17 protein-coding genes are annotated in these 21815 nt (G+C 56.7%); 7 read left to right on the forward strand and 10 right to left on the reverse strand.

Annotation, left to right across the window (positions count from 1 at the left end; translation table 11 throughout):
• Positions 1-868: 868 nt before the first annotated feature.
• From ACZ5BO_RS16800 to ACZ5BO_RS16830, 7 genes are all read right to left on the reverse strand, one after another.
• Positions 869-1624, reverse strand: a complete 756-nt coding sequence (locus ACZ5BO_RS16800; protein WP_025129113.1) for an ABC transporter ATP-binding protein — start codon at positions 1622-1624, stop codon at positions 869-871.
• Positions 1618-2679, reverse strand: a complete 1062-nt coding sequence (locus ACZ5BO_RS16805; RefSeq protein WP_464701167.1) for a FecCD family ABC transporter permease — start codon at positions 2677-2679, stop codon at positions 1618-1620. The genes ACZ5BO_RS16800 and ACZ5BO_RS16805 overlap by 7 nt, the downstream gene beginning before the upstream one ends.
• Entirely contained in the window at positions 2676-3854 is a 1179-nt protein-coding gene (locus ACZ5BO_RS16810; protein ID WP_464695785.1) for an ABC transporter substrate-binding protein, read from the reverse strand. The genes ACZ5BO_RS16805 and ACZ5BO_RS16810 overlap by 4 nt, the downstream gene beginning before the upstream one ends.
• A 61-nt stretch (positions 3855-3915) precedes the next feature.
• Complete coding sequence (locus ACZ5BO_RS16815; RefSeq protein ID WP_464695786.1) at positions 3916-6330, reverse strand: TonB-dependent siderophore receptor; 2415 nt, start codon at positions 6328-6330, stop codon at positions 3916-3918.
• A 98-nt stretch (positions 6331-6428) separates the two neighbouring features.
• Positions 6429-7406: a FecR domain-containing protein gene (locus tag ACZ5BO_RS16820; protein ID WP_464695787.1), complete on the reverse strand. Its 978-nt coding sequence runs from the start codon at positions 7404-7406 to the stop codon at positions 6429-6431.
• Entirely contained in the window at positions 7407-7922 is a 516-nt protein-coding gene (locus ACZ5BO_RS16825; RefSeq protein ID WP_464695788.1) for a sigma-70 family RNA polymerase sigma factor, read from the reverse strand.
• Positions 7923-8244: 322 nt separating this feature from the next.
• The gene (locus tag ACZ5BO_RS16830; protein ID WP_464695789.1) at positions 8245-9489 is read right to left on the reverse strand and encodes an MFS transporter; all 1245 of its coding nucleotides are present in this window, start codon (positions 9487-9489) and stop codon (positions 8245-8247) included.
• A gap of 553 nt (positions 9490-10042) precedes the next feature.
• Between ACZ5BO_RS16830 and ACZ5BO_RS16835 the strand changes: the two genes are divergently transcribed.
• Together ACZ5BO_RS16835 and ACZ5BO_RS16840 are read left to right on the forward strand one after the other, a co-directional pair.
• A complete protein-coding gene (locus ACZ5BO_RS16835) occupies positions 10043-12283 on the forward strand; it encodes a TonB-dependent receptor (protein WP_464695790.1) in 2241 nt (746 codons plus the stop codon).
• Positions 12284-12352: 69 nt separating this feature from the next.
• The gene (locus tag ACZ5BO_RS16840) at positions 12353-12730 is read left to right on the forward strand and encodes a fe2+ zn2+ uptake regulation protein (protein WP_464695791.1); all 378 of its coding nucleotides are present in this window, start codon (positions 12353-12355) and stop codon (positions 12728-12730) included.
• Between the two features lie 243 nt (positions 12731-12973).
• Here ACZ5BO_RS16840 and ACZ5BO_RS16845 read toward each other — a convergent pair whose 3' ends face one another.
• The 3 genes from ACZ5BO_RS16845 to ACZ5BO_RS16855 form a co-directional block, all read right to left on the reverse strand.
• Entirely contained in the window at positions 12974-13165 is a 192-nt protein-coding gene (locus ACZ5BO_RS16845) for a hypothetical protein (protein WP_464695792.1), read from the reverse strand.
• Positions 13165-13464 carry a hypothetical protein gene (locus ACZ5BO_RS16850; protein WP_464695793.1) on the reverse strand — a complete coding sequence of 100 codons (300 nt, stop codon included), beginning with the start codon at positions 13462-13464 and terminating at the stop codon, positions 13165-13167. The genes ACZ5BO_RS16845 and ACZ5BO_RS16850 overlap by 1 nt, the downstream gene beginning before the upstream one ends.
• 551 nt (positions 13465-14015) lie before the next feature.
• Entirely contained in the window at positions 14016-14348 is a 333-nt protein-coding gene (locus ACZ5BO_RS16855) for a hypothetical protein (protein WP_464695794.1), read from the reverse strand.
• A 1177-nt stretch (positions 14349-15525) separates the two neighbouring features.
• Here ACZ5BO_RS16855 and ACZ5BO_RS16860 point away from each other — a divergent pair.
• The 5 genes from ACZ5BO_RS16860 (at position 15526) to ACZ5BO_RS16880 (ending at position 21792) form a co-directional block, all read left to right on the forward strand.
• A protein-coding gene (locus ACZ5BO_RS16860; RefSeq protein WP_464695795.1) for an IS3 family transposase occupies positions 15526-16676 on the forward strand; the annotation gives its coding sequence in 2 pieces (ribosomal slippage) (positions 15526-15769 and positions 15769-16676; 1152 coding nt in all).
• Positions 16677-17016: 340 nt separating this feature from the next.
• Positions 17017-18450, forward strand: a complete 1434-nt coding sequence (locus ACZ5BO_RS16865) for a hypothetical protein (protein WP_464695796.1) — start codon at positions 17017-17019, stop codon at positions 18448-18450.
• A 10-nt stretch (positions 18451-18460) separates the two neighbouring features.
• A complete protein-coding gene (locus tag ACZ5BO_RS16870) occupies positions 18461-19267 on the forward strand; it encodes a hypothetical protein (RefSeq protein WP_464695797.1) in 807 nt (268 codons plus the stop codon).
• Positions 19268-20752: a hypothetical protein gene (locus ACZ5BO_RS16875; protein WP_464695798.1), complete on the forward strand. Its 1485-nt coding sequence runs from the start codon at positions 19268-19270 to the stop codon at positions 20750-20752.
• A complete protein-coding gene (locus tag ACZ5BO_RS16880; RefSeq protein ID WP_464695799.1) occupies positions 20752-21792 on the forward strand; it encodes a hypothetical protein in 1041 nt (346 codons plus the stop codon). Before ACZ5BO_RS16875 ends, ACZ5BO_RS16880 begins: the two co-directional genes overlap by 1 nt.
• The last annotated feature ends 23 nt before the right edge of the window (positions 21793-21815 follow it).

Raw genomic sequence — 21815 nt, forward strand, 5'->3', positions numbered from 1 at the left:
TAGTGTGGGGCGAAGGAGACAGTGGAAAATAGAGCCATCAACTCTGACTTCCAGGCCTTGGAAAATCGACGTACTAACGAGCAAGCCTTTCTGTACCAGCTTGAGCACTCTGGACAAAAAGTAGTATCGCGGCCTCCTTAAGACAACGGTGCAGCGTGGCCATTGCAGCAGGACTTTTTCCATACGTTCAGCCGTGTGCCCCCGTTGGTGTCGTTCCTTCAGGCGCCCTGCGATGAGGTTCCGTTCTCGATACCCGGAAGGATTGATTGGGTGCGGCAGGTCAAACATGGAAACAAGCTCGCCAGAACTTTACAGCCTCCTGCGCCGCTTCTACGTCCTTCACGCATTCGTTCCCGAAAATATCTGTGCCTTGTAGTGCCGTTCTCTCTCACCAGACACGTCCGAAGACATGATGATCCGTGTCGAAAGCGCTCACAGTAGAACGCTGTTCATGGGGCAGGGCCGCTCGCACCTGTATATCGCCGTAGCCATGCACCACCTGGTGATTGCTCGACTGGAACAGGCCCAGCGTTTCCAACGGGGCTTGCCGAGGACCAGCAGCAGAGCACGGTTAGTGGCTTTCAGGCCCTGTGCAAGGCAGTCTGTGAGAGAAGAAGTCCGGAGGTGATTCAGGCCATATTCAGCTCGTGAACAGGTGGTGTTCATCTACAGCCGCACGTTGTTGTAACTCCTACGATGCATTGAGTGATGTCACAGCTCGCCTGGCTGGGGTTGGCCTGATCGCATCGCCATACACGTTCTAGTTTCACCTTCAGGAGGAGCTGCTTAGTCAGGTTCGATCGCTGTTGTCCCGCCGATGCATCTACGTTGCGAGAAGCCGCTGTTGCGGGGCGATCACACCAACTGATCAAACAATCCCGTCAATCACGATATGCCGGTGCCCACGACTGCATTGCTCAATCCGGGCCTCGACCTTGTAAACGCTGCGCAGCATCAGTTCGGTAATCACTTCCTGGCTCGGGCCGCTGCCTTGAGTGGTGCCGTCGGCAATCACCAGGACCTGATCGGCAAAACGCAGCGCCTGGTTGAGGTCGTGGATGGCAATGAACACAATCACTTGGTTCTTGCGGGCCAGACTGCGCATGAAGTTCAGCACCTGAACCTGTCGATGCATATCGAGGGCGCTGGTGGGTTCGTCCATCAGCAGTATCTCCGGCTCCCTGACCAGGGTTTGGGCGATGGACACCAACTGCTGCTGACCGCCGCTGAGCTCTCCGAGGTTACGAAAGGACAACTCGCTGATGCCCAGCGCCGTCAGGGTCTCGTCGACCAGTGCCAATTCGTCATCGTGCACGGTCCATCCCGGTGCCAGTTGCTTGCGTGCCAGCAACACCGATTCATAGACCGTTAACCGCGCGCTGGCATTCAGACCCTGAGGCATGTAACTGATGCCTGCAGGACCTTTTTTCGAGTCCTGCAATATCACCTGCCCGGGGCCGTCGATCAGCCCCGCCATGCGCTTGAACAGCGTCGATTTGCCGGCCGCATTGGGGCCAACCACGGCGACCACCTGGCCACCGAAAAAAGCCGCCGTCGAAACACCGCGAATAATCTCGCGCTGCGCGTATTGGGCGCCGAGGTTTTCAAGTTGCAACTTCACCATGAGTTTTTCTTCCCGCCGAGGATCAGAGAGATGAAGAACGGCACGCCAATCAGTGACGTGACCACGCCAATGGGGAAAATCGCGCCGGGGATCAGTGCTTTGCTAATTACGGAACTGGCCGACAGAATCAATGCGCCGGTTAGCAGCGCGGCCGGCAGGAAGAACCGCTGGTCTTCACCGATCAGCATGCGGGCGATGTGCGGCCCGACCAGGCCGATGAAGCCGATGGTGCCGACAAAGGCCACTGGAAACGAGGCCAGCAGGCTGACCATGATCAGTGTCTGAAAGCGCAGGCTGCGGACGTTGATGCCGAAGCTGGCGGCCTTGTCGTCGCCCAGGCGAAGGGCGGTCAAGGCCCAGGCGCGTTTGGCGAAGATCGGCAGTGTGATGAGGATGACCAGGCAGATCACCCCGAGTTTCGGCCAGGTGGCTTTGGTCAGGCTGCCCATCGTCCAGAACACCACGGCGGCTACCGCTTGCTCGGTGGCAAAGAACTGCACCAGCGCCAACAAGGCGTTGAAGGTGAACACCAGGGCAATGCCAAGCAGCACAATGGTTTCGGCGGTCACGCCACGTCGCAGGCTCAGGAAGTGGATCAGCAACGCCGACAGCATGGCCATGATGAAGGCGTTCAGCGGCACCATGAATTGTGCCGCCAGCGGGAACAGGGCGACGCCGAATGCCAGCCCCAGGGCGGCACCGAAACTGGCGGCTGCGGAAATGCCCAGGGTGAACGGACTGGCGAGCGGGTTGTTGAGGATGGTCTGCATCTGCGCGCCCGCCAGCGACAACGCCGCCCCGACGGCCACCGCCATCAACGCCACCGGCAGGCGAATGTCCCACATGACCACGCGCACCTGCGGGGCCGCGCTGCTCGGCGAAAGCAGCGCGCCAAGCACGTCCTTGACGCTGTAGTTGGCCGGGCCCAACGCCAGGTCGAGCAGCACGCTGCACATCAACACGATTGCCAGCCCGGCAAGGATCAGGCACTTGCGCAGCACCAAACGGCGGTAGGTTTCGCGCTGCCGGGCCACGGCCTGGGTTAGCGTGCTCATGGTTTGACCTCGGGCTTGCGCAAGCTGACGAAGTAGCCCGACTCATACGGCACCGGCAGGAAACGCTCATGCAGCTCGCGCAATGATGCGTCCGGATCGAGGTCGGCAAACAACTCTGGATGGAACCATTTCGCCAACTGCTGGATAGCGGCGAACTGGTAAGGGCTGTTATAGAACTGATGCCAGATGGCATGGAAGGCTTGATGCTCCTGGGCCTTGATACCCGCATAGGCCGGGCGTTGGGTGTACCAGGCAAGCTTCTTCCGGGCTTGGGTCATGTCTGCGCCGGGGCCGACACCGACCCAGTGGCCTCCCGGGGCAAAGGCTTCCCAGTTGGCGCTGGTGACCACCACGTGCGCCGGGTTGGCGACTATGACCTGCTCGGGGTTCAACTGGCCGAACGTGCTGGGAATGATGCTCCGGGCTATGTTGTTGCCCCCGGCCATGTCGACGAAACGACCAAAGTTCTCGTTGCCGAAACTCAGGCAGCAATCATCGGTGTAGCCGCCGATGCGTTCGATGAACACGTCGGGGCGGGGCGGGTGGCTGCGTTCGATGACGTCTGTGACGCGATGAATCTGCTGGTTGCGAAAATCGATGAAGGCCTGGGCCCGTTGCTCTTTGCCAAACAGTTGGCCGAACAGGCGCATGGTCGGTTCGGTGTTCTGCATCGGGTTGTTGCGAAAGTCGACATACACCACTGGGATGCCCAGGGCGTCAAGCTTTTCGATATAGCGTGCATCTTCGGTTGCATGCTGTGCTTCGATATTGAGGATGATCACATCGGGTTGCTGGGCTATTGCCTGTTCGATATCGAAGGTCCCGTCTTCAAACCCGCCGAAGGTTGGAACCTTGGCAATCTCGGGAAACAGGCGCAGGTAGGCGTTGTAGGTGTCAGGGTCAGACTGGATCAGATCCTTGCGCCAGCCGACGATGCGTTCGAAGGGGTTGTGTGTGTCCAGTGCGGCGACCAGATACAGCTGTCGGCCCTCGCCGAGAATGACCCGCCTGACCGGCAGGTGCACCTTGACCTTGCGTCCCAGCAGGTCGCTGACCTCGGTACGTACTGCGTTCGCCTCGGATGCGTGGGTACTGAGGGGCACCAGGGAAAACAGGCTCAGCAGTCCAGCCAGCAGCGCCGCAACAACCAGGCTGCGTCGATCGAAAATCACCATGGTCAAAGCCTTTGCAAAGTCAGGTCGGCCAACGGTTCACACCGTCAGCCGGCTGAACGTTTCAGAAATCGACAGTTGCCGAGAGTAATAAGGTGCGCGGTGAACCCTGGGAAAATGCGCCGTAGGAGGCGACGCCCGACCAGTACTTGTGGTCGAGCACGTTCTGCACGGTGGCGCGAAAAGTGATCGGCCGCTGATCGATGCGAGTGGAGTAGCGTGCACCGACATCAAAGCGGGTCCAGTCATCCAGCTTCTGGGTGTTGGCCAGGTCGGCGTACTGGCTGCCGGTATGGATCGCTCCCCCGGTCAACGTCAGGCCTTCGATCCATGAGGTGTCCCATTCGGCCCACAGATTGGCTTGGACTTGCGGCACGCCCACCGGTTTATTGCCACGATTGCCAGCGACGGCCGTCTTGCTCAGTTGCGCGTCAAGCAAGGTCACGCCACCCAGTAGCCGGGTGCCTGGTGCCACTTCGCCGAACACGTTCAGTTCCAGCCCGCGGTTGCGTTGTTCGCCTTGCACCGCAAACACCCCGGACGCCAGCTCACCACTGGGTTTGGTGATTTGAAACAGGGCCAGGGTGGAGGTGAATACGTCGTAGTCGACCTTGACCCCGAGTTCGTGCTGGCGGGAAACGTAAGGAGCAAAGATCTCCCCGGCATTCGACGCGGTGGAGGGGGCAACGTCGCCCTTGCTCAGGCCTTCAAGGTAGTTGTAATAGAGTGAAACATGGTCCCAGGGCTTGAGCACTGCACCGAACAGCGGCGTGGTCCGGCCGTCGTCGTAGGCCGTGGAAACGGCTCCGGCCGCGTTGTAGTTGTCGGACTTGATGTTCTGTTTGCGCACGCCAAGGGTCACCTGGACGCGCTCGTCAAGTAACGCCAGGGTGTTGGCCAGCGCCACGCCGGTCAGTTCGCTGGCGGACACTTTCGGCGTATCCGGCTTGGGGATCGCGGGTTCGGGGCGATCCACGGGGTGATAGATGTTCGACAGGATCGGTGCGCCGGAGATGATCCCGCGGGACAGCACATCGCGATAGCGACTGACCTGCACGGTCGTGCGGTGACTGATGGGCCCGGTATCGAAGCGCAGGCGCACACCGGCGTCGAGGGTGTAGCGCTTGACTTCAAATTTGTAGTAACCGGGGATGGAAGAGGTGTCGCCAGCCGCATTGATAATGGTCGGGGTCTGGTCCGACATCCGTGCAACATCCGACTTGCCACCGCCGGCATGGGCGAAAACAGCCAGGGCGTCGCTGAGATCATATTCACCGGTGAGCAGGGCGGATTTGTCACGGGTTCGCGACCAGCCCCAATCCTGGCTGACATTGATACGACCGTTGGCTGCCGAGGGAATATCTACCCCCGGGGCGATCAGAAACGGCCGGGAAGCGGCGTCGAAGCGTTCTTGCTGATTGAGCCAGTCCAGGCTGGTGCGCAGGCGTTCACCCTGGTAGTCGAGGGATATTGCACCGATATCAACGTGACGGGACTGAGCATCGATCACCGTGTCGCCCAATTGGCTGCTGCCGTTGATGCGCACCCCAAACCGGCGATCTTCACCAAAGCGTCGGCTGACGTCGAGGTGGCCGCCCAGCTGAGAATCCAGCGCGTAACGGGTGGTAAAACGGGTCAGGTCTTGGTCGAGAGAACGCTTGGGTACTACGTTGATGACGCCGCCGACCGCGTTGTTGGGCGCCATGCCGTAGAGCAGGGCGCCGGGACCTTTGACCAGTTCGATGCGCTCGGCATAGTCGGTAAATACCCGGTAGTTGGGTGCCACGCCGTATACGCCGTCGAACGCCAGCTCACCGAGGTTGCCTTCACCAACGGGAAAACCCCGGATGAAGAACGAGTCGACAATCCCTCCGGCCTGTCCCGTGGAGCGCACCGACGAATCGCGTTCCAGCACATCACCGACGGTGACGGCCTGTTGATCCTTGATCAGCGCCGAGGTGTAGGTGCTGATGCTGAAGGGGGCATCCATCACATCGGTATTGCCGAGGATGCCCAGGCGCCCGCCATTGGCGACCTGTCCACCGGCATAGCTCGGTGGCAGGGTATCGCCGCGCTTGTCAGCACCGATCACCGTCGTCTCGTCCAGCGTCACCCGGGTTTGGATCAGGGTGTAGGTACCGTCGCTGCGCAACACCATTTCCAGGCCACTGCCTTGCAGCAAGCGCTTGACCGCCTCCTGGGTGGAGAAATGGCCGATCAGTGCCGGGCTGGTCAGGCCTTCGGTCAACGAGGGCTGGAACGACAGGGCGATACCGGCGTCCACGGCGAAGCTCGACAGGGTCGCGCCGAGCGGTCCCGAAGGCGTGTTGTAGGCACGGATCTCGACAGCGTCCAGTTGTGCAGGCACGACGGCCAAGGCCAATGGGCAAATGCTGCCCATCAGGGCCAGGCTGAGCAACGTACTGCGAATAATGGGTTTGAACTGACGATCCGGATGCAGATGGCGTGCCGCAGGCATGAATGGATGGACCTATGAACAGGGCAGTAGAGTTCTTCTTCTCAATAGCCAGCCGAGCGCAAAAAAAGTATCACCGGTGGGGCGATTTTTTTATCGGCTCAGGCGGGCGAGAGCATGATCCAGAGACCATTCAAATGGCCGCGGACCAGGATCGGGTAGGTCTGCGCCAGCATATTCAACGTGCGTGGGGTGTCGCTGATGGGATAGGCACCGGAAATCCGCAGGTCGGCCAACGCAGGGTCGAGGCGAACAATGCCCCGGTGATAGCGCGTCAGTTCGTCGATGAAGTCGGCCAGGCGCATCTTGTCGGCCATCAACATGCCACGTGTCCAGGCGCCTGTGTAACGGTCGGTGGCGGTGATCGGGCCGAAGGTGTGGGCAGAAAAGTCGGTACCTTGTCCTGCATTGATGATCAGCGGTGTTGCGCCTCGATTGTCTGCCAGTTCAACTTTAACCGCGCCTTCGAGCACCGCAAGGTGAGTGCGTGGCTGCCGTTCGCGCACCGTGAAGCGCGTGCCCAGCGCCTGCATCCGGCCTTGGCGGGTGCTGACCAGAAAGGGCCGGGGCAGCGGTGCATCATCTGGCGCGGTCTGCACCAGGATTTCACCTTCGCGCAGGTGAATGAGCCGTTGGCTGGCATCGAACCGCACGTCAATGGCGGTGTCGGTGTTCAGCGTGATTTTCGAGCCGTCAGCCAATGTCAGCTCCCGTTGTTGGCCGACAGGGCTGCGGTAGTCGGCGGTCCATTGCTGGGAATCTGCCAGTTTCCAGCTACCCCAACCGACCGGCAGGACCGCCAGAATCATCGCCAGCTTGCCCAGCGCTGCTCGGCGCTCAGGGCTGCTGGGGCGATCCAGTGTCGACATCGCCAGTGATGGCGGCAGGCCGCCGAGTTTGCTCTGTAACAATTTCGCTCGTGCCCAGGCGTGGCCGCGCTCGGGCGTGCTGGCTTTCCAGCGCTCCCACTCGGCCTGCTCCGGGTCGCTGAGTTCACCTTCACCCATGCGGATCAGCCAGTCGGCTGCCTCCTCGAGGGCTTGGTGTTTGAGGGACGGTTCACCGGGACGTGCGAGCATTCACTCCGCCAGCAACAGGCATTGCATGAAGGCCTGCTTCATGTAGCGCTTGACCGTGATCAGCGATACGCCCAATTGCTGGGCAATGTCGTCGTATTTCAAGCCGCTGATCTGCGAAAGCAGGAACGCACGTTTGACCAGCGGCGGCAAGGCGTCGAGCATCGCGTCAACTTCGTGCAGGGTTTCCAGCACCATGAACCGCAGTTCCGGTGAAGGCACTTCCTGTGGGGGAATGTGGGCGAGGGCGTCCAGGTAGGCGCGTTCCAGTGCTTTGCGCTGATACCAGTTGACCAGAATGCCCTTGGCCACGCAGCTCAGGTACGCCCGGGGTTGTTCGATGACAGTGACCTGGGAGGCGAGGATGCGGGCGAAGGTATCCTGCGCCAGATCCGCAGCATCCATGGCATTACCCAGTTTTTTTCTCAGCGTCGCGTATAGCCAGCCATGATGGCCGCTGTACAGGGCTTCGATCACGCGCAGATGATTGTCGTTATTGGCGGGAAGGGTTTCGCTCATGGCTGCAGGTTTTCATGCAATTGAGAAGTATTCCCAAGAGTAATTTACAACCCGACCAGGACGCAAGCGCCGAACGGCATCCCTGCAAGGCGCTTGGCAGACAGCGCCGTGAAGTGTTCATCGGGTGGATGTGCGACACGCTGTTGGCGCATTTCCGGGGCTCGATACCTGGTGCCTCGGCGCGACTGTTGAGGGCGGCGACTGCCCGCTGGAGCAGCGCATGCAGGTCGAGAAGGGCCGGCATCAGGCGCCGGAGCGTTGGAAGGGATCGGCAGCGCGGGACCACTTCAGTACGCTGGTTTTCAAAGCAGAAGCCAGCAGATCAATCCTCTGGCGAGGCAGGGTTCGGCTGCCCTGCTGCAGGGCGGTAGCGCAGCGTCATCAACGAAATCAGTGCCACCAGGTAGGCCAGGCACACGAACAGATAGGTGTACTGCAAGCCATAGGCCTGGCTGAGCATGCCACCCGCAGAAATGCCGGCGATCGAGGCGAATTGGGCAGTGCCCTGGGCGATCCCCAGTACCTGGCCCTGTCGCGAGTTGTCGGCAGTTTTCGAGATCAGCGCCATCAGCACGGGGGTCGTGGCACCCAGCAATACACCCCAGATGAAGTAGGCGATGACAAACACCAGGGGATTACGGGTGATGCCCGCCACGGCGGTCAGGGCGATACAGCCCATGACGATGTAGCTGATCCGATGCAGTGTGTCCTGCTGGCTGCGGTGTTCGAAATACCGCGACCATGCCGTGGCGGAAAGGATAAAGCCCAACGCCAGCAAGCCGTAGCACAAGCCGGCCACTGAGTGGCTCACCTCGAATATCGAGCTGACATACAGTGAGAAAACGCTCTGGGGCAGCATCCGCGCCAGCAGCAGAATGCCCATCACACTGAGCAGCGGCAGCAGCGCTGAACCTTGCCAGAGACTGGCGCAGCGAGCGGCCGGCGAGGCCTTGTCGATGACCGGCGCTCGCTTCACCGGTGGCACATTCGGCAAGGTGACTGCCGCGATTAGCGTGCACACCGCACACAGCGCCGAGGCCGTGATGTTGATCCAGAAGAACGTTGCGTAATCGAGGATCAAGCCACCGACGACTGCGCCGAGCAACGAGCCGACGTTGGTTGAAATCTGCAGAATGGCGAACAGCCGCGCCCGCCGCGACGGGGCCTCGATGCTGACGCCATACGCCTGTGCCGGAGCGATGTAGCCGGCGAAGGCGCCTTGCAGGAACCGCAGGATCAGAATGGCCCAGATATCACTGAAGAGAGCCAGCCCCAGTTGGGTCAGCGACAAACCGGCGAGCGCGCGGATCATCATCAGCTTGTGGCCATAGCGGTCCCCTATGCGGCCCCAGAATGCACTGCTCAGCATGATGCCGAGCATCGGCCCGACGTACACGGCGATGCTGGCGAAGCTGAAAAGCGATTCCGAGGTGGTGAGTCCTCGCAGGTGGAGAGGCCAGAATGGCCCGCTCATTTCCATCGCGCCCATGGAAACCAGCTGGATGGCAAAGAGAAGATAAATCAGGACCCAGACTCGCGAACCCTGAATGACACCTGCATGGGACATGAATCGACCTCGATCAAAGGCTAGCGAGCGGGCAGGCCGGAGAGGGTTGGCGACAGTGGTTGCACTGCAGCAACCGCCTGGGCAGCAAGGGGCACGGCCATGGAGCTGTCTGAGGTTGCGGTTCCCGCGATGCCGGCGCGACACGCTGGCGCATGGCCTTGAAGACAAGGTCGCTCTCGTCCCACAGGACCTCCCACAACCAAGAGTTGATCACACCCTGTTCCTTGGTCAGTCACAGGTTTGTTTGGTGTTGACGAGTGAGGAACACCGTGCCGAATACGAAGATGTACAGCGTTTCGATGAGACCGCGGGTCAGCAGACTACCCGTCTTGACCTTGGGTGAAAACAGCACCCGGTGCGCAAAGATATTTCCATATCCCCCTCGTTATGGGTTTGGCCCCCATTGCCGGTGACCCTGATCTTGCTGGAACAGCCGCATGGCGTGACTCGACCCGCTCAAGTCAAAAAACTTTACCGCGGGTGATACTTTTTCGCGGGTCGACTGGCAATAGGAGTAATAACCATTACCCATGCTGAATAGGATCCTCACGTCATGCCTGTTGTCAGTCGTCCTTGTGGTGAGCGGGTGCTAGCACTCGCCATTCGTACCGCCATGCTGAATTTTGTGTTGGTCGCCGGAAGCGCCAGTGCCTGGGCCGCGGGCCCCGAGCAACAAGAGGTTGCCGCCGACAAGACTGCAAACACTCCAGCGGCGACGCCGACCGACTCCAGCAACCCTGGGTTGATGCTCGACTCCACCACGATCAATGGCTATTACAGCGGCCCGACGTCGCTGCCGGAGGTGCTCGCCGGCGGCCAGGTCGCCCGCGGTGCAAGGCTGGGCATGATGGGCAACAAGGATGTGATGGACACCCCCTTCAGTGTCACCAGCTACACCGCCCAGACCCTGGCCGATCTGCAAACAGTCACCGTTGCCGATGCGCTGGAGCGTGATCCGTCGGTGCGTTCGACCGGTCAGACGGGAGGCATCGTCGACTCGTTTTTCATCCGTGGTTTTCCCGTCGGCGAAGGCAACCTCGGAGAGCTGGCCTACGACGGTGTGTACGGGGTAGCGCCCAACTACCGGGTATTTACCGAATACGCCGAGCGTGTCGAAGTGCTGAAGGGGCCGGGTGCACTGATGTACGGCATCTCGCCGAACAGCGGTGTCGGCGGAGTGATCAACATCGTTCCCAAGCGCCCGCTGGACGAGGACTTGACCCGGGTGACCAGCAGTTACGCCTCCGATTCCCAGGTGGGAGGTCACCTGGACATCAGCCGCCGCTTCGGTTCGGAGAATCAGTTCGGGGTGCGCTTCAACGGTAACCTGCAAGGTGGAGATACGGCCGTCAATGACCAGCACCGAGATTTGGGTGTCGGTGCCATTGCCCTCGATTATCGTGGTGAGCGCTTGCGCTTGAATCTGGACTTCATCAGCCAGAAAGAGAGCTATGAGGGCGCCTCGCGGCCGTTCACCATAGCGCCAGGCGTTGAGGTTCCTTCCGCGCCGAATGGCCGTACCAGTCTGCCGCAGAAGTGGGGCTGGTCGGACACCAAGGAGCAGTCGGCATTGCTCGGTGGCGAATATGACCTGAGCGATACGCTCAGCCTGTTTGCCCATGCCGGTGGCGGCAAATCGGATGTCAAGCGGATGTCTGACCAGGTACCGAGAATCCTCAACGAGGCCGGTGATACCAGCAATATTCCCGGCTACTACAAATTCAACGTTGATCGATCGACCGTCGATGTGGGTCTGCGCGGTGAGTTCGTTACTGGTGCGGTCAGCCACATGACCACCTTGATGGCAACCCGGTACCAGGACGAGTTGTCCCGTGGAATCAACAACGGCACTGAAATTCGCTCGAACATTTACCATCCGGTCGAGGTGCCGCAGCAATACATCAATTCGCCTAAAGTGCTGCGCATTTCCGAATCGCAGCTGTCGGGCGTCGCATTGACCGACACGCTATTGATGTTCGATGAGCGCTTCCAGCTGACCCTGGGTGTACGTCGGCAGGACATCGAGTCTCGTAACTACAACCCAGCGGGTTCGGTCAGTTCGAAATACAACGACAGCGCCACAACCCCGCTGGTTGGCGTGGTGATCAAGCCTTGGGAGGAGGTCTCGCTCTACTACAACTATGTCGAAGGGTTGAGCAAAGGAGACATTGCCCCCGGCACGGCTAGTAACGCCGGTGAGACATTCGCCCCGTACAAATCGAAGCAGCACGAACTGGGGGTCAAGTATGAACACGGCACCTTCATGACCACCGTGGCGCTGTTCCAGATCGAGAAACCCAGTGGCGAAGTCGGCGCCGGTAACCTGTTCTCTGTGCAGGCTGAACAACGCAACCGCGGCATCGAGCTGAGCATGTTCGGCGAAGTTGCACCCGGCACGCGCCTGATGGGGGGCGTGACGCTGCTTGATGGCGAGTTGACCGATTCGGCGACCGTGGCCAACCGTGGCAACAAGCCGGTCGGTGTGCCTGACGTACAAGCCAACCTCTGGGCTGAATGGGATACACCCTGGCTTGAAGGTTTCACCCTGACCGGCGGCGCGATTTACACCGACAGCCAATACGTTAACCAGGCCAATACCCAGGAGCTGGATGCCTGGACACGCTTCGATGCCGGCGCGCGTTATGCCACCAAGATCGAAGGCCGGCCGACGACGTTCCGCGCCACGGTGCAAAACGTCTTTGATCGTGAGTACTGGTCCGGCGTTGCCTCGTATGGCGCATTCTCCCAAGGTTATCCGCGCACGTTGCAACTGTCGGCCACCGTTGACTTCTGACCGCTGCGGGAGGGGTTGCCACAGCAAGAGTTGCAACCTCATCTGGTCCAATCGAAAAGGGAGTTTCGCGTGTTGAACAGCTCGGGCTCTGCGGCAGCAGGCATGCCTTCAACCTTGCGGACATTGACCCAGCGGTTGGCAATCGAATGTGATCGCAGCCCGAATGGGCACATCCGCGAGTTGCTTCGAGTCTATGGCCTGCGTACCAGCCTTATCCGCTTCAAGGTTCTCAACGCGCTGATCGCAGCCGCGTTGGAGGGGCGTGCGGTAGGCGTCCGGGGAGTGCATGCCTATCTAGGGACGGTATCGGCCGGGATGACATCTGCCCGTGTGCGCGAAGTGCTGAAACGCCTGTGCGCCGAGGGCGTCATCCTGCTTCAGGCTGATAAGAACTACCGGATTAACGAGGAAGCCTGGAGCATCCTGAAGCAGCACCGCGGTGGCTGAAATCCCCTGGAAGACGATGGAGCAGAGCAGATGTAGATCTGGCTGTGGATTCTGGATGGCGCTGAGCCGAGCTGATGCGGCCTGAAAGACTCAGGCTCCATTCCCTAAAAGACTCTCGCAATCGCCGAAGGCCATTTTGACTTGGCCTTAGGGGGGAGAAGCCATGGCCAATGCTCCATGACAACTCACCGAGAGCCTGTGTTTTTCACGGGTTTTCTCCCATGCAGGGGACGCGGGGAAGCCCTAGGCGGTGAGGACCGCGTTGAAAGCCATTAGCCCCATGCTCGCCAGGTTGATGATGGCGTTGGCATTCGCCACATCGGCAATCGTCTGCGCGAGTTTTTCCGCATTGTTGATGGTGTTCTGTACGGTACTGGGGCTTGGCGGCCTGATGGCCAGTTGGTCTGTCAGAAACGCGCGGCGTTGGTTTTTCATCAGCTCCAGGTCACGTTCGGATTCGAGCAGCAGTGCTCGGTCATGGCTGCGCTGGCTGATGTCCGCGACTTGATCGATTCGATAACTTCAGCAAGCGCGCGCAGACTCGTTGCCTTCAGCGACGAACCATCACCGTAAAACGGCCAGAAGAAATTGTCGGCCCAACAGGGAGAATTATACCCTTTGGCAGACACGGTCTTGAGCTGCTTGGCCAGCGTCGGCCCGCGCTGGGTGGCTAGGTCGGGGCGCTCGTACTTGGCGAAATACCCCAGTGCGTTTGCGATATCGCATTTGGGCAAGATCCTGAAGAAGTCAGATTCGCAGCTTACTCGACGACGCCTAAAGACTATCCGGATCACCAAAGAGTTTGAGTACAGCTACGAGTGGGCCGAGACAGTAAAGGACTTTGCGCGGGTGCCACACTTGATGGGGCTCTTCCCCCAGCAGACCCTGATGCTCGGATCCGATGCGACAAACGAAGTTGAAGACATCACCCGTTGGGAACAGGACAAAGCGGCAAAGTCCCTTCGGTGAGATCGGTCAAGGATGGTGCTGAAAAGCGTCAGTTTCGCATAAGATGTCGCAAGTTTGTCACTGAATAGAAGAGGGAAAGTTATTTTGTAAGGAGATACTTCTAGCTCCTCCACAAAGCAACTATCCCTCCTTTAACTTTATTTTTTCATTGGGCAGTTACGGGCATCATGACTGCGCCCACTGCAAATACTGCAACGTCTGGCATCCGGGCACGTTTGAGCATTATGCCCGGGTTTGCTGCATACAGAGCATCGATTAACGTTAGGGCAGTTCCGCAGTGTGTGATTACCAGCTCCGCATTGACTACACGACATATCTATACCTCTTGATCAGTTCCTTGGCGGTTTTTTAAAACGGCGTTGGCTGCCATTTTCTCTTCGAGCCTGCCTGTGTCGCGCAGTTTCTGTAACTGTGCATCCGGCAAGTCTTGATATGCTTCTTTCAGTCCATTTGCTTCACGTACTTTCTTTACTGCCGAAGTACCTGCGTAAAGAACGGAATTGAACAGCCCCTTGCCGAAAAGCTTGGCTCCAGCCAAGGCAGTGTCTTTGGCACCTATCGCTCCAGATACCTCTTGATAAGCATCCTTGAGATCGAAATAGGCAGATTTCGATTTTTTTTCCTGTTGTGAAGCCTCGTCGCTATCCATTGCTAGCTATCCTGCGAGCTACTAAAAGGAGGCAATTTTAACAATTTTGAGATCATGGTGCCACTACCTTGGATTGCAACACACATCCAGTAATCGGTGGATGTTGAAGGCGACACTGGTCGATCTCAAAGGCTATCCGGTCCCGCACCTTTATCTGATGGGCTTGGAATACTCACCATGATGTCCTTGCAAGGATGATGAGGGTTGGCGGCCGGGCTTTGTAAATAGCAAGCGCAAGCTTATGGACACATCCATTGATAGCTCCAAGCCACCATCATTGTTGATCACTCGATTATCCCTGCTTGCTCTTGTAAGGAGGGTCAGCTATTGACTGAGGTGATCGGATAGCGCTCTACGACGGCAGGGAACAGCAGCGGGTGATTTTTTGCGAAGGGAGTGTTGGACCTTGAGTTGGGGACATCCTTTTCAAACCATCCAAAACATGCCCTCAAATATGCCCCCAATGTAGCAATCCACTGGAAGTCAATGGAGCTCCATGGTTTGTGGAAAGACAGAAATGATTAGCCGAACAGCCTGCCCGACGACGCCTAAAGACTATCCGGATCACCAAAGAACATTTTGACTTGGCTCTAGCACGGTATTTTCAGGCCAAGAAAGTTTTGGTTTGCCCCCATTTTTGCCCCCATTCGCATGTGATGCACTGGCGATCGAGATTGCCCAGGTGTTGAAAATGTGTTGATCCAGCCTAGGGAACGGTAACCAGGCGCGCCTCAAAGCCCTGTAAAAACTCGCGAACCATCGTCGAGTAGGGTTCGCTCTCGATGGCACTCGCGAGATCCTCAGTCGCGTTCTGGAACTCCTGCTCGATGTAGGACTGCACCCGGTCGTGGTACCACGAAGGCGGAGTCTCATCAGTGGGGTGGCCTGGGTACTTCATTCGTCGTCTCCGCTGACATACTGCCCGGTTGTCGTTGGAACTCTAGCAACCACTCACATTGATGGCCCCTTCGGAGCGGGACGTTTTGATCTCCAGATTCGTTTTCCTTGAAGACTCTTGGAGGTTTCCTGAATTGATTTCGATAGATCTGTTCCGCTTCCTATGCGTTTGAAGTACTTAATTTTGTCCTCCAGCGCCTTGGTCGCTTGGTCCCAGTTGAATCGCCCCGGATTTTGTAGACACCTCCATGCCTTAAACTGAGGCCAATCAGGAGGTGCCATGAGCAACCCACGTTATCCCGAAGAATTCAAAATCCAAGCAGTCAATCACGTGACCGAAAAGAAGCTACCCGTTGCTGAGGTAGCGGCCCGTCTCGGCGTGTCGACGCATAGCCTCTATGCCTGGATAAAGCGCTACAGCAAACCTCAAGAAGAACGGCAGCAGGACGATGATCAGCACGCTGAACTGCGTCGTCTGCGAGCAGAACTCAAGCGGGTCACTGAAGAGCGAGACATCTTAAAAAAGGCCGCCGCGTACTTTGCCAAGGAGTGCGGTTGAAGTACGCCTTCATCAAGCAGCGAGCCGGCGACTATTCCATTCGACGGCTATGCCTGACGCTGAAAATCCATCCCAGCGGTTATTACGCCTGGTTGTCTGAGCCGCAATCTGCACGCGCTAAAGACGACCAGCGACTGCTGGGTTTGATCAAGCATGCATGGTTGGAGAGCGGCGGCGTTTATGGCTATCGCAAAATCCATGACGATCTGCGCGAGGTCGGTGAAGATTGTGGTCGTCATCGTGTGGCAAGGCTGATGCGTCTTGAAGGGCTGCGCTCTCAGACAGGGTATCGACGCCGCCCTGGAAAGTATGGCGGCAAGCCAGCGGTCGCCTCACCTAATTTGCTGAAGCGCCAGTTCGATGTCGTGGAGCCCAACAAGGTTTGGGTCACCGACATCACCTACATTCGTACGTATGAAGGCTGGTTGTATTTGGCGGTGGTGCTGGATCTGTTTTCTCGTCAGGTCGTTGGCTGGTCAATGAAGTCGCAGATGACCAGTGATCTGGCTATTGATGCGTTGTTGATGGCGATTTGGAGGCGTAAGCCGAAGCAAGAGGTGATGGTTCATTCCGACCAAGGTAGCCAGTACAGCAGCTCCGATTGGCGCAGCTTTTTGAAGGCAAATAATTTGATTGCCAGCATGAGTCGCCGAGGCAACTGTCATGACAACGCCGTGGCCGAGAGCTTTTTCCAGCTTCTGAAACGGGAACGGATCAAGCGGAAAATCTACACCTCGCGGCAAGATGCTCGTAGTGATGTATTTGATTACATCGAGATGTTCTACAACGCGAAACGCCGCCATGGTTTCAACAATCAGCTGTCGCCGGTAGAGTTTGAAAAGCGTTACGCAATGAGCTTGCAAGGTGTCTAGAGAATCCGGGGCGATTCAGTCTGGACATTGGCTGAAGGCTTCTGCGGCGGACAGTATGGGGTTAATGCGGAAATATCCAGCGGATCGCCTGTTAAGCGAGGCTCGCTAGAACAGGGCGGCTGGTATTCCCAGAACAGCACTGACCATTTGTCCAGAATCAAATATTTTTGTACTGATTTGTTGCCCTTATCTGTAGCGCTTGGCATTATTTAGCCACTACTCGACGCTGGCGCAGGGATGGCCGCGACACTCGCGTATTTCTATGCGTCCTATTGGACGTAAGCCTAGTGCTCTCCTATCTCTGCATCCCCTCCATTTCTGATTTTTTGTGGTTCTATAAATGAGTTTTTTTCGAAAGCTCCTGGCTTTCATCGTCCAGCTATTCAGTCGGAAGGATGAGCCGGATAGCGATGTACTGCCAAAAATTGATCCTGAGAAAATCCAACGGGAACTACGGGTCGTTGAGTTGGCAAAACTGCGTGGAGCAGCAGGTGTGCCGTCCAGTACAGCTACCCAGTTGTCAGATGTTGAGCACAGTATTCGAGGGGTGCTCGGCAGAATGCGCGAGCAGATACTCAAGTACGGCGAGCGGTCGCTCAAAATTCTGGATAATCGCTTGGACTCGATTGACGTGACCCGGGATATCAAGCGCACGATTGCATTAGGTGATGAGTTTGAGCGAAACGCTGATCAAGACATTTCAAAAATGGACGGCGAGCTATCGGAGCTTCAGCAGCTAGCTGAGGACAAGGCTCGTTCGCTGGAGGCGTTTCGCGAGCAGCACAAGTTGCAAGGTCGGCTTGCAGAGGCATCTGATGGCGATGCGAAATGGAAGAATGGTGGCCTGCTGATCGCGATGATTGTCATTGAGGGGGCGGGAAACGCTTTTTTGTTTTCAGAGGGCATGGCCAGCGGATATGTGGGCGGATTTGTCACTGCATTGATGCTTTCGGCATTCAACGTGCTTGTATGCTTTTTTCTCGGCAGGGCCGGTACTTATAAAAACCATGTAAAACCCTCTCTGGCTTTTGCAGGATATTTCGCGTTCGCTGCCTCCTTGCTGAGCATGGTCATTATTGGTCTAGGAACTGCGTATTTCCGTTTTGTGCTGCCTCAACTGGAAGATGAATCGCAATCATCGATTGCTCTGATTCTCGGCTATATCCACACGTCGGTCCTTCCATTCCAAGATATCAGCTCTTGCGCGTTATTTGCCCTGACGGTTATTTTCGGGCTGATAGCTGTTTATAAAGGTTATACCTGGACAGATCGTTATCCAGGGTACGCGAGGGCTTACCTAGCTTACGAAGACTCGCAACGCAGGTATGTTTTTGCAATTGAGGCCTTACGACAAGTGCTTGAACAGCGCAAGGTCGAATCATTGCTGCTGATCGACCAGAACGTTGATCGTGCCTCATCAGCCATCCAAAACTTCAAGCGAAGCATGAGCCAAAAAGCGGTCATCAAGAAAGTTGTGGATGAGCGTATGGTGCTGGCCGACGAAACACTGAACAGTCTGGTTCGCACATACCGAATTGAAAACGAAATGGCCCGACCTCGCGATAATCCGCCGCCGGCCTATTTCGACGAGCCGGTGACTTTTGTTGAGGTCGAGATGCCCAATTTTGGCACCGAAAAGGACGAGCTAAAACTGGCGGAACAAGAACGCTTGATGCACGAAATGATCTCCAGTCTCGAGACGATCAGAGCGCGGATCCAATCGTCCTTTAACCAGAAATACGATCAAGTACAGCCGCTGCAGCAGCTATTTTAAGGAGGTCAGGATGGCAATTTATGCCCAAAAAAAAGGGCTTTCCGGTAAAGCTGTCGGCGTAATATTCGGTGGTGTCGCCCTGATTGCGGCCAGCGCGATGATTTATATCAACTTCACCCGTGAAACCTTCGATAAGGAGACTCTTTGCCCGTCTACGGGGCCTAAAGGGCAATACGTGGTGTTGATCGACAACACGTCGCCGTTCCCGTTTACTCAGAAAGTTGCCTTGGGCCAACGGCTGAAAACGATGGTCACTGAGGAGCTGCCCGAAGGCTACCTGCTCTCGGTGTTTCTACTCGGTGAAGACTTCAAAAGCAATGAAAAACCGCTATTTGAGCGCTGCAATCCTGGGCAGTGGAAGGATAGAAACCAACAGACCAGTAACAAAAAGTTTGTTGATCGCGACTTTAACCAAAAATTCGTAAAACCGTTCGATGACATCGTGCACAAGATCTCGCTGGAGGAGCGCAGTAAAAACTCGCCAATTTTCCAGATGCTGCAGCTGGTAGGCATCAATGGATTTGAGCGAGCGCATGTGTCAGGTGAACGCAGGCTGGTGATTTACTCGGACATGCTGGCAAACATGTCGGAGTTCAGCATGTATAAGGCCTCCCTGCCGCAGTATGCGGAGTTTCGCAAAACTGCTTATGGGCAAAATGCTGCAGCGCCGGGGCTGAACGGTAGCAGTGTGGCGATCAATTTGTTGGCGGCTGATCAAAAAGTGCTGCAGAGCAACAAGTTGGCAGTGTTCTGGGAGCAATATTTTCAAGATAACGGTGTATCCGTGGAAGGGTTTTCTCGGGTTGAGGGGCTGTAAATGGACGTCAATAAATGGATCAGGCGCGTCAGCACCTACTTTGCGATCGCCGTAGTACTGAAAATCAGCCTGTCGATTGCCAGCCTGTTGCTAAAAGACCCTAAGTGGCTAGGGTTTGTTTTTCCTCTTTCGGTGATGGTGGGCTATTGGGCCATTGGCTATACGGTTCGACAAAAATGGGATAAGCAACTCACCCTGGCAAAGTTTGCCGACTCAGTTTACTACCTGGGTTTTCTGTTCACTGTCGCCAGCATCATCATCTGCTTGCTGGATATTGAGAGCCTAGGCGATAACCTGAATGGAATGGCTACTCGGTTTGGCGCCGCAATGGTCAGTACCGCGCTGGGTATGTTAGCGCGAGTTATTCATACCGGATTTCGTATCGACGCCAACGACGCGGTCAGAAGTGTCGAAGAACGGGCGATTCACGCAGCCGAAAACCTCGCTATCTCCTTTGACAATAGCTTCCAGCAGCTCGAAGTGTTCCGGGATAAAGTCGATATCGCTTCCCGAGAGGCTGTGCAGAGTGTGAAGGAGCAGGTCAAGGCGCTGTATGAGCACAACATCAACGTCACCGATGCTTACTTTGCCAATGCTACGCAGCAGAGCAATGAAGCCTTTTCGCTCATCCTGGAAAACACTCGGCTAGCCAGTGACCAATTGTTGATCACTATTAATGAACTGGCCGAAAAGAGCGCCATCACGTTGCGTCAGATGGAAGATAACGCGTTGGATTTCGGCACGATGGCGCGTGATCGTGTAGAGCAAATGATCTTTCCAGATGACCTGTTCACCCGCAAGTTGGGTGGTTCAATCGATACCTTGGCAGGCACAACGGACAGCGTCAGTGAAGGTGTTGCATCCCTCGCCGAAGATGTCAAAACTGCCACCCGCCAAGTCACCACGGCCATACGCAACCTGAACGCCAAAACTCAGACTCTGGATGAAAACCTAGTCGCGGTCGGCGCAATTGTGACGAGCCAGGAGCGTTTGGTGGATGCGATGAAACAGCAGAGCAAAGAAGTCATGGACAGCGTTGAGCGTGTGCAGAAAGAGTATCTGGATTCGCTGGACGACCAACAAGAGGAGTACCTCAACGAAATCAAGACTCGCCAGCAATCGGTTGAACGCATTGCAGACAAGCTGGAGGCCCTGAGCATTCGAATCGAAAACGCCGATACGGTAGAGCGACTGAGCACTGAAGTCACCGATGCCCTGAAAGGTGTACGTGAGGTCACTCAGACCAACCGAGACGTTTTGGCTGAGCGTCTTGAGTTCAGCTTGGCGCCGCTGATTCAGGCACTGGTTGATAGTAATGAAAAGCATCAGGGGATCGCCGCACGCATGGAGCAGCACAATCGTGCGATCGAAACCGCTCACAGCCAGATGGATGCTCTGATCACTAAGATCGGCGATGTATCGATTGGGGAGGCGGCCAATCAACATGCTGAGCCTGCCCGCCCAGCTGATGCGAGAACCGCCTAATGAGCGGAAAGAACGATCAGGTTTTTCAGCTCTCGCTTACCGAAATCTTTATCATCGTCTGCTTTATTTTGTTGTTGTTAATGGGGTACCAGATTTTTAAGTTAACCCATAAAAATCAGGCGTTGAATGAGAAAATGGCCGCCTTCCAGGATTTGGATATGCGTGAAAAGGCGATCAGTACAGTAGCCGAGGCGTTGAAGGCACGTATGACCGCATTAGGTGTGCGTAAGCCTGATGAGATCATCAGCAAACTGATAGATGCCTCGAAAGCCAATGCAGAGCTGGATCGCTTGAAAGTGCTCTTGACCCAAAAAGATCAAGAGCTGACTGCTCTTGCAGCCATCGAAAAAGCGTTGATGGAAGTGGCCGGCCAGAAAAAAGGTGATGACGCCAAGCAACTGATACTAGAAACCATGATGTCGTTTGAGCAGTTGAAAAAGCTGGTTGTCGATCCTGATGACGAAAGCGACGCGCAGCCTACCGATGTGGTGAAGCGTGTCGCGGCGTTAAAGGCCCAAGAAGACATGCTAGAGGCGGCTTTCGGGACAACAAATGATCAACTCCAGCAAACGATCAAGCATGCTGTGGCCTTGGTTCAGGCAGAAAAAAGCGGCGTAAATCCGGTTGAGTTGCAGAAAGCGAATAAAGACTTACGGGGCCAAGTTCAGTTCCTGCAGAACCGCTTAAACAAGGGGCGCGGCGGCGACCTTCCACCGTGTTGGGTGAATGAGGTCACGGGCAAGGCGGAGATGTTCCTCACCGTCAAACTCAGTGAGAATAATCTCACGTTCGAACCTGCCTGGCCGCCTGCGCGCCAGGAGGATGCAATGACGCTGCCAGGTATTGGCGAGCTGATGGCTAATACCACTCGTACCTATGAGAGCTTTATTCAAGCGGCTAAACCGGTATCGGATTTGGGTACGCAGAAAGAGTGCAAGTACTACGTGCGCTTGGCGAGCCTGATTCAGGATGCGGTGACGTCTGATCGACGGCGGCTGATGGTTGAGAATTTGTTCTACAAGGTAGAAGTCAGGCGGTAGCGCCTTTGCGTGGCTATTACATA

The sequence above is a fragment of the Pseudomonas sp. FFPRI_1 genome (assembly GCF_055384485.1).

What these genes read in the sequence shown, in the direction of transcription:
- ACZ5BO_RS16810 (WP_464695785.1), bottom strand. Translation starts at nt 3,854, where the DNA reads ATGGTGATTTTCGATCGACGCAGCCTGGTTGTTGCGGCGCTGCTGGCT.
- ACZ5BO_RS16825 (WP_464695788.1), bottom strand. Translation starts at nt 7,922, where the DNA reads ATGAGCGAAACCCTTCCCGCCAATAACGACAATCATCTGCGCGTGATC.
- ACZ5BO_RS16875 (WP_464695798.1), top strand. Translation starts at nt 19,268, where the DNA reads ATGGACGTCAATAAATGGATCAGGCGCGTCAGCACCTACTTTGCGATC.
- ACZ5BO_RS16805 (WP_464701167.1), bottom strand. Translation starts at nt 2,679, where the DNA reads ATGAGCACGCTAACCCAGGCCGTGGCCCGGCAGCGCGAAACCTACCGC.
- ACZ5BO_RS16855 (WP_464695794.1), bottom strand. Translation starts at nt 14,348, where the DNA reads ATGGATAGCGACGAGGCTTCACAACAGGAAAAAAAATCGAAATCTGCC.
- ACZ5BO_RS16815 (WP_464695786.1), bottom strand. Translation starts at nt 6,330, where the DNA reads ATGCCTGCGGCACGCCATCTGCATCCGGATCGTCAGTTCAAACCCATT.
- ACZ5BO_RS16880 (WP_464695799.1), top strand. Translation starts at nt 20,752, where the DNA reads ATGAGCGGAAAGAACGATCAGGTTTTTCAGCTCTCGCTTACCGAAATC.
- ACZ5BO_RS16835 (WP_464695790.1), top strand. Translation starts at nt 10,043, where the DNA reads ATGCCTGTTGTCAGTCGTCCTTGTGGTGAGCGGGTGCTAGCACTCGCC.
- ACZ5BO_RS16830 (WP_464695789.1), bottom strand. Translation starts at nt 9,489, where the DNA reads ATGTCCCATGCAGGTGTCATTCAGGGTTCGCGAGTCTGGGTCCTGATT.
- ACZ5BO_RS16845 (WP_464695792.1), bottom strand. Translation starts at nt 13,165, where the DNA reads ATGAAAAACCAACGCCGCGCGTTTCTGACAGACCAACTGGCCATCAGG.
- ACZ5BO_RS16865 (WP_464695796.1), top strand. Translation starts at nt 17,017, where the DNA reads ATGAGTTTTTTTCGAAAGCTCCTGGCTTTCATCGTCCAGCTATTCAGT.
- ACZ5BO_RS16870 (WP_464695797.1), top strand. Translation starts at nt 18,461, where the DNA reads ATGGCAATTTATGCCCAAAAAAAAGGGCTTTCCGGTAAAGCTGTCGGC.
- ACZ5BO_RS16800 (WP_025129113.1), bottom strand. Translation starts at nt 1,624, where the DNA reads ATGGTGAAGTTGCAACTTGAAAACCTCGGCGCCCAATACGCGCAGCGC.
- ACZ5BO_RS16820 (WP_464695787.1), bottom strand. Translation starts at nt 7,406, where the DNA reads ATGCTCGCACGTCCCGGTGAACCGTCCCTCAAACACCAAGCCCTCGAG.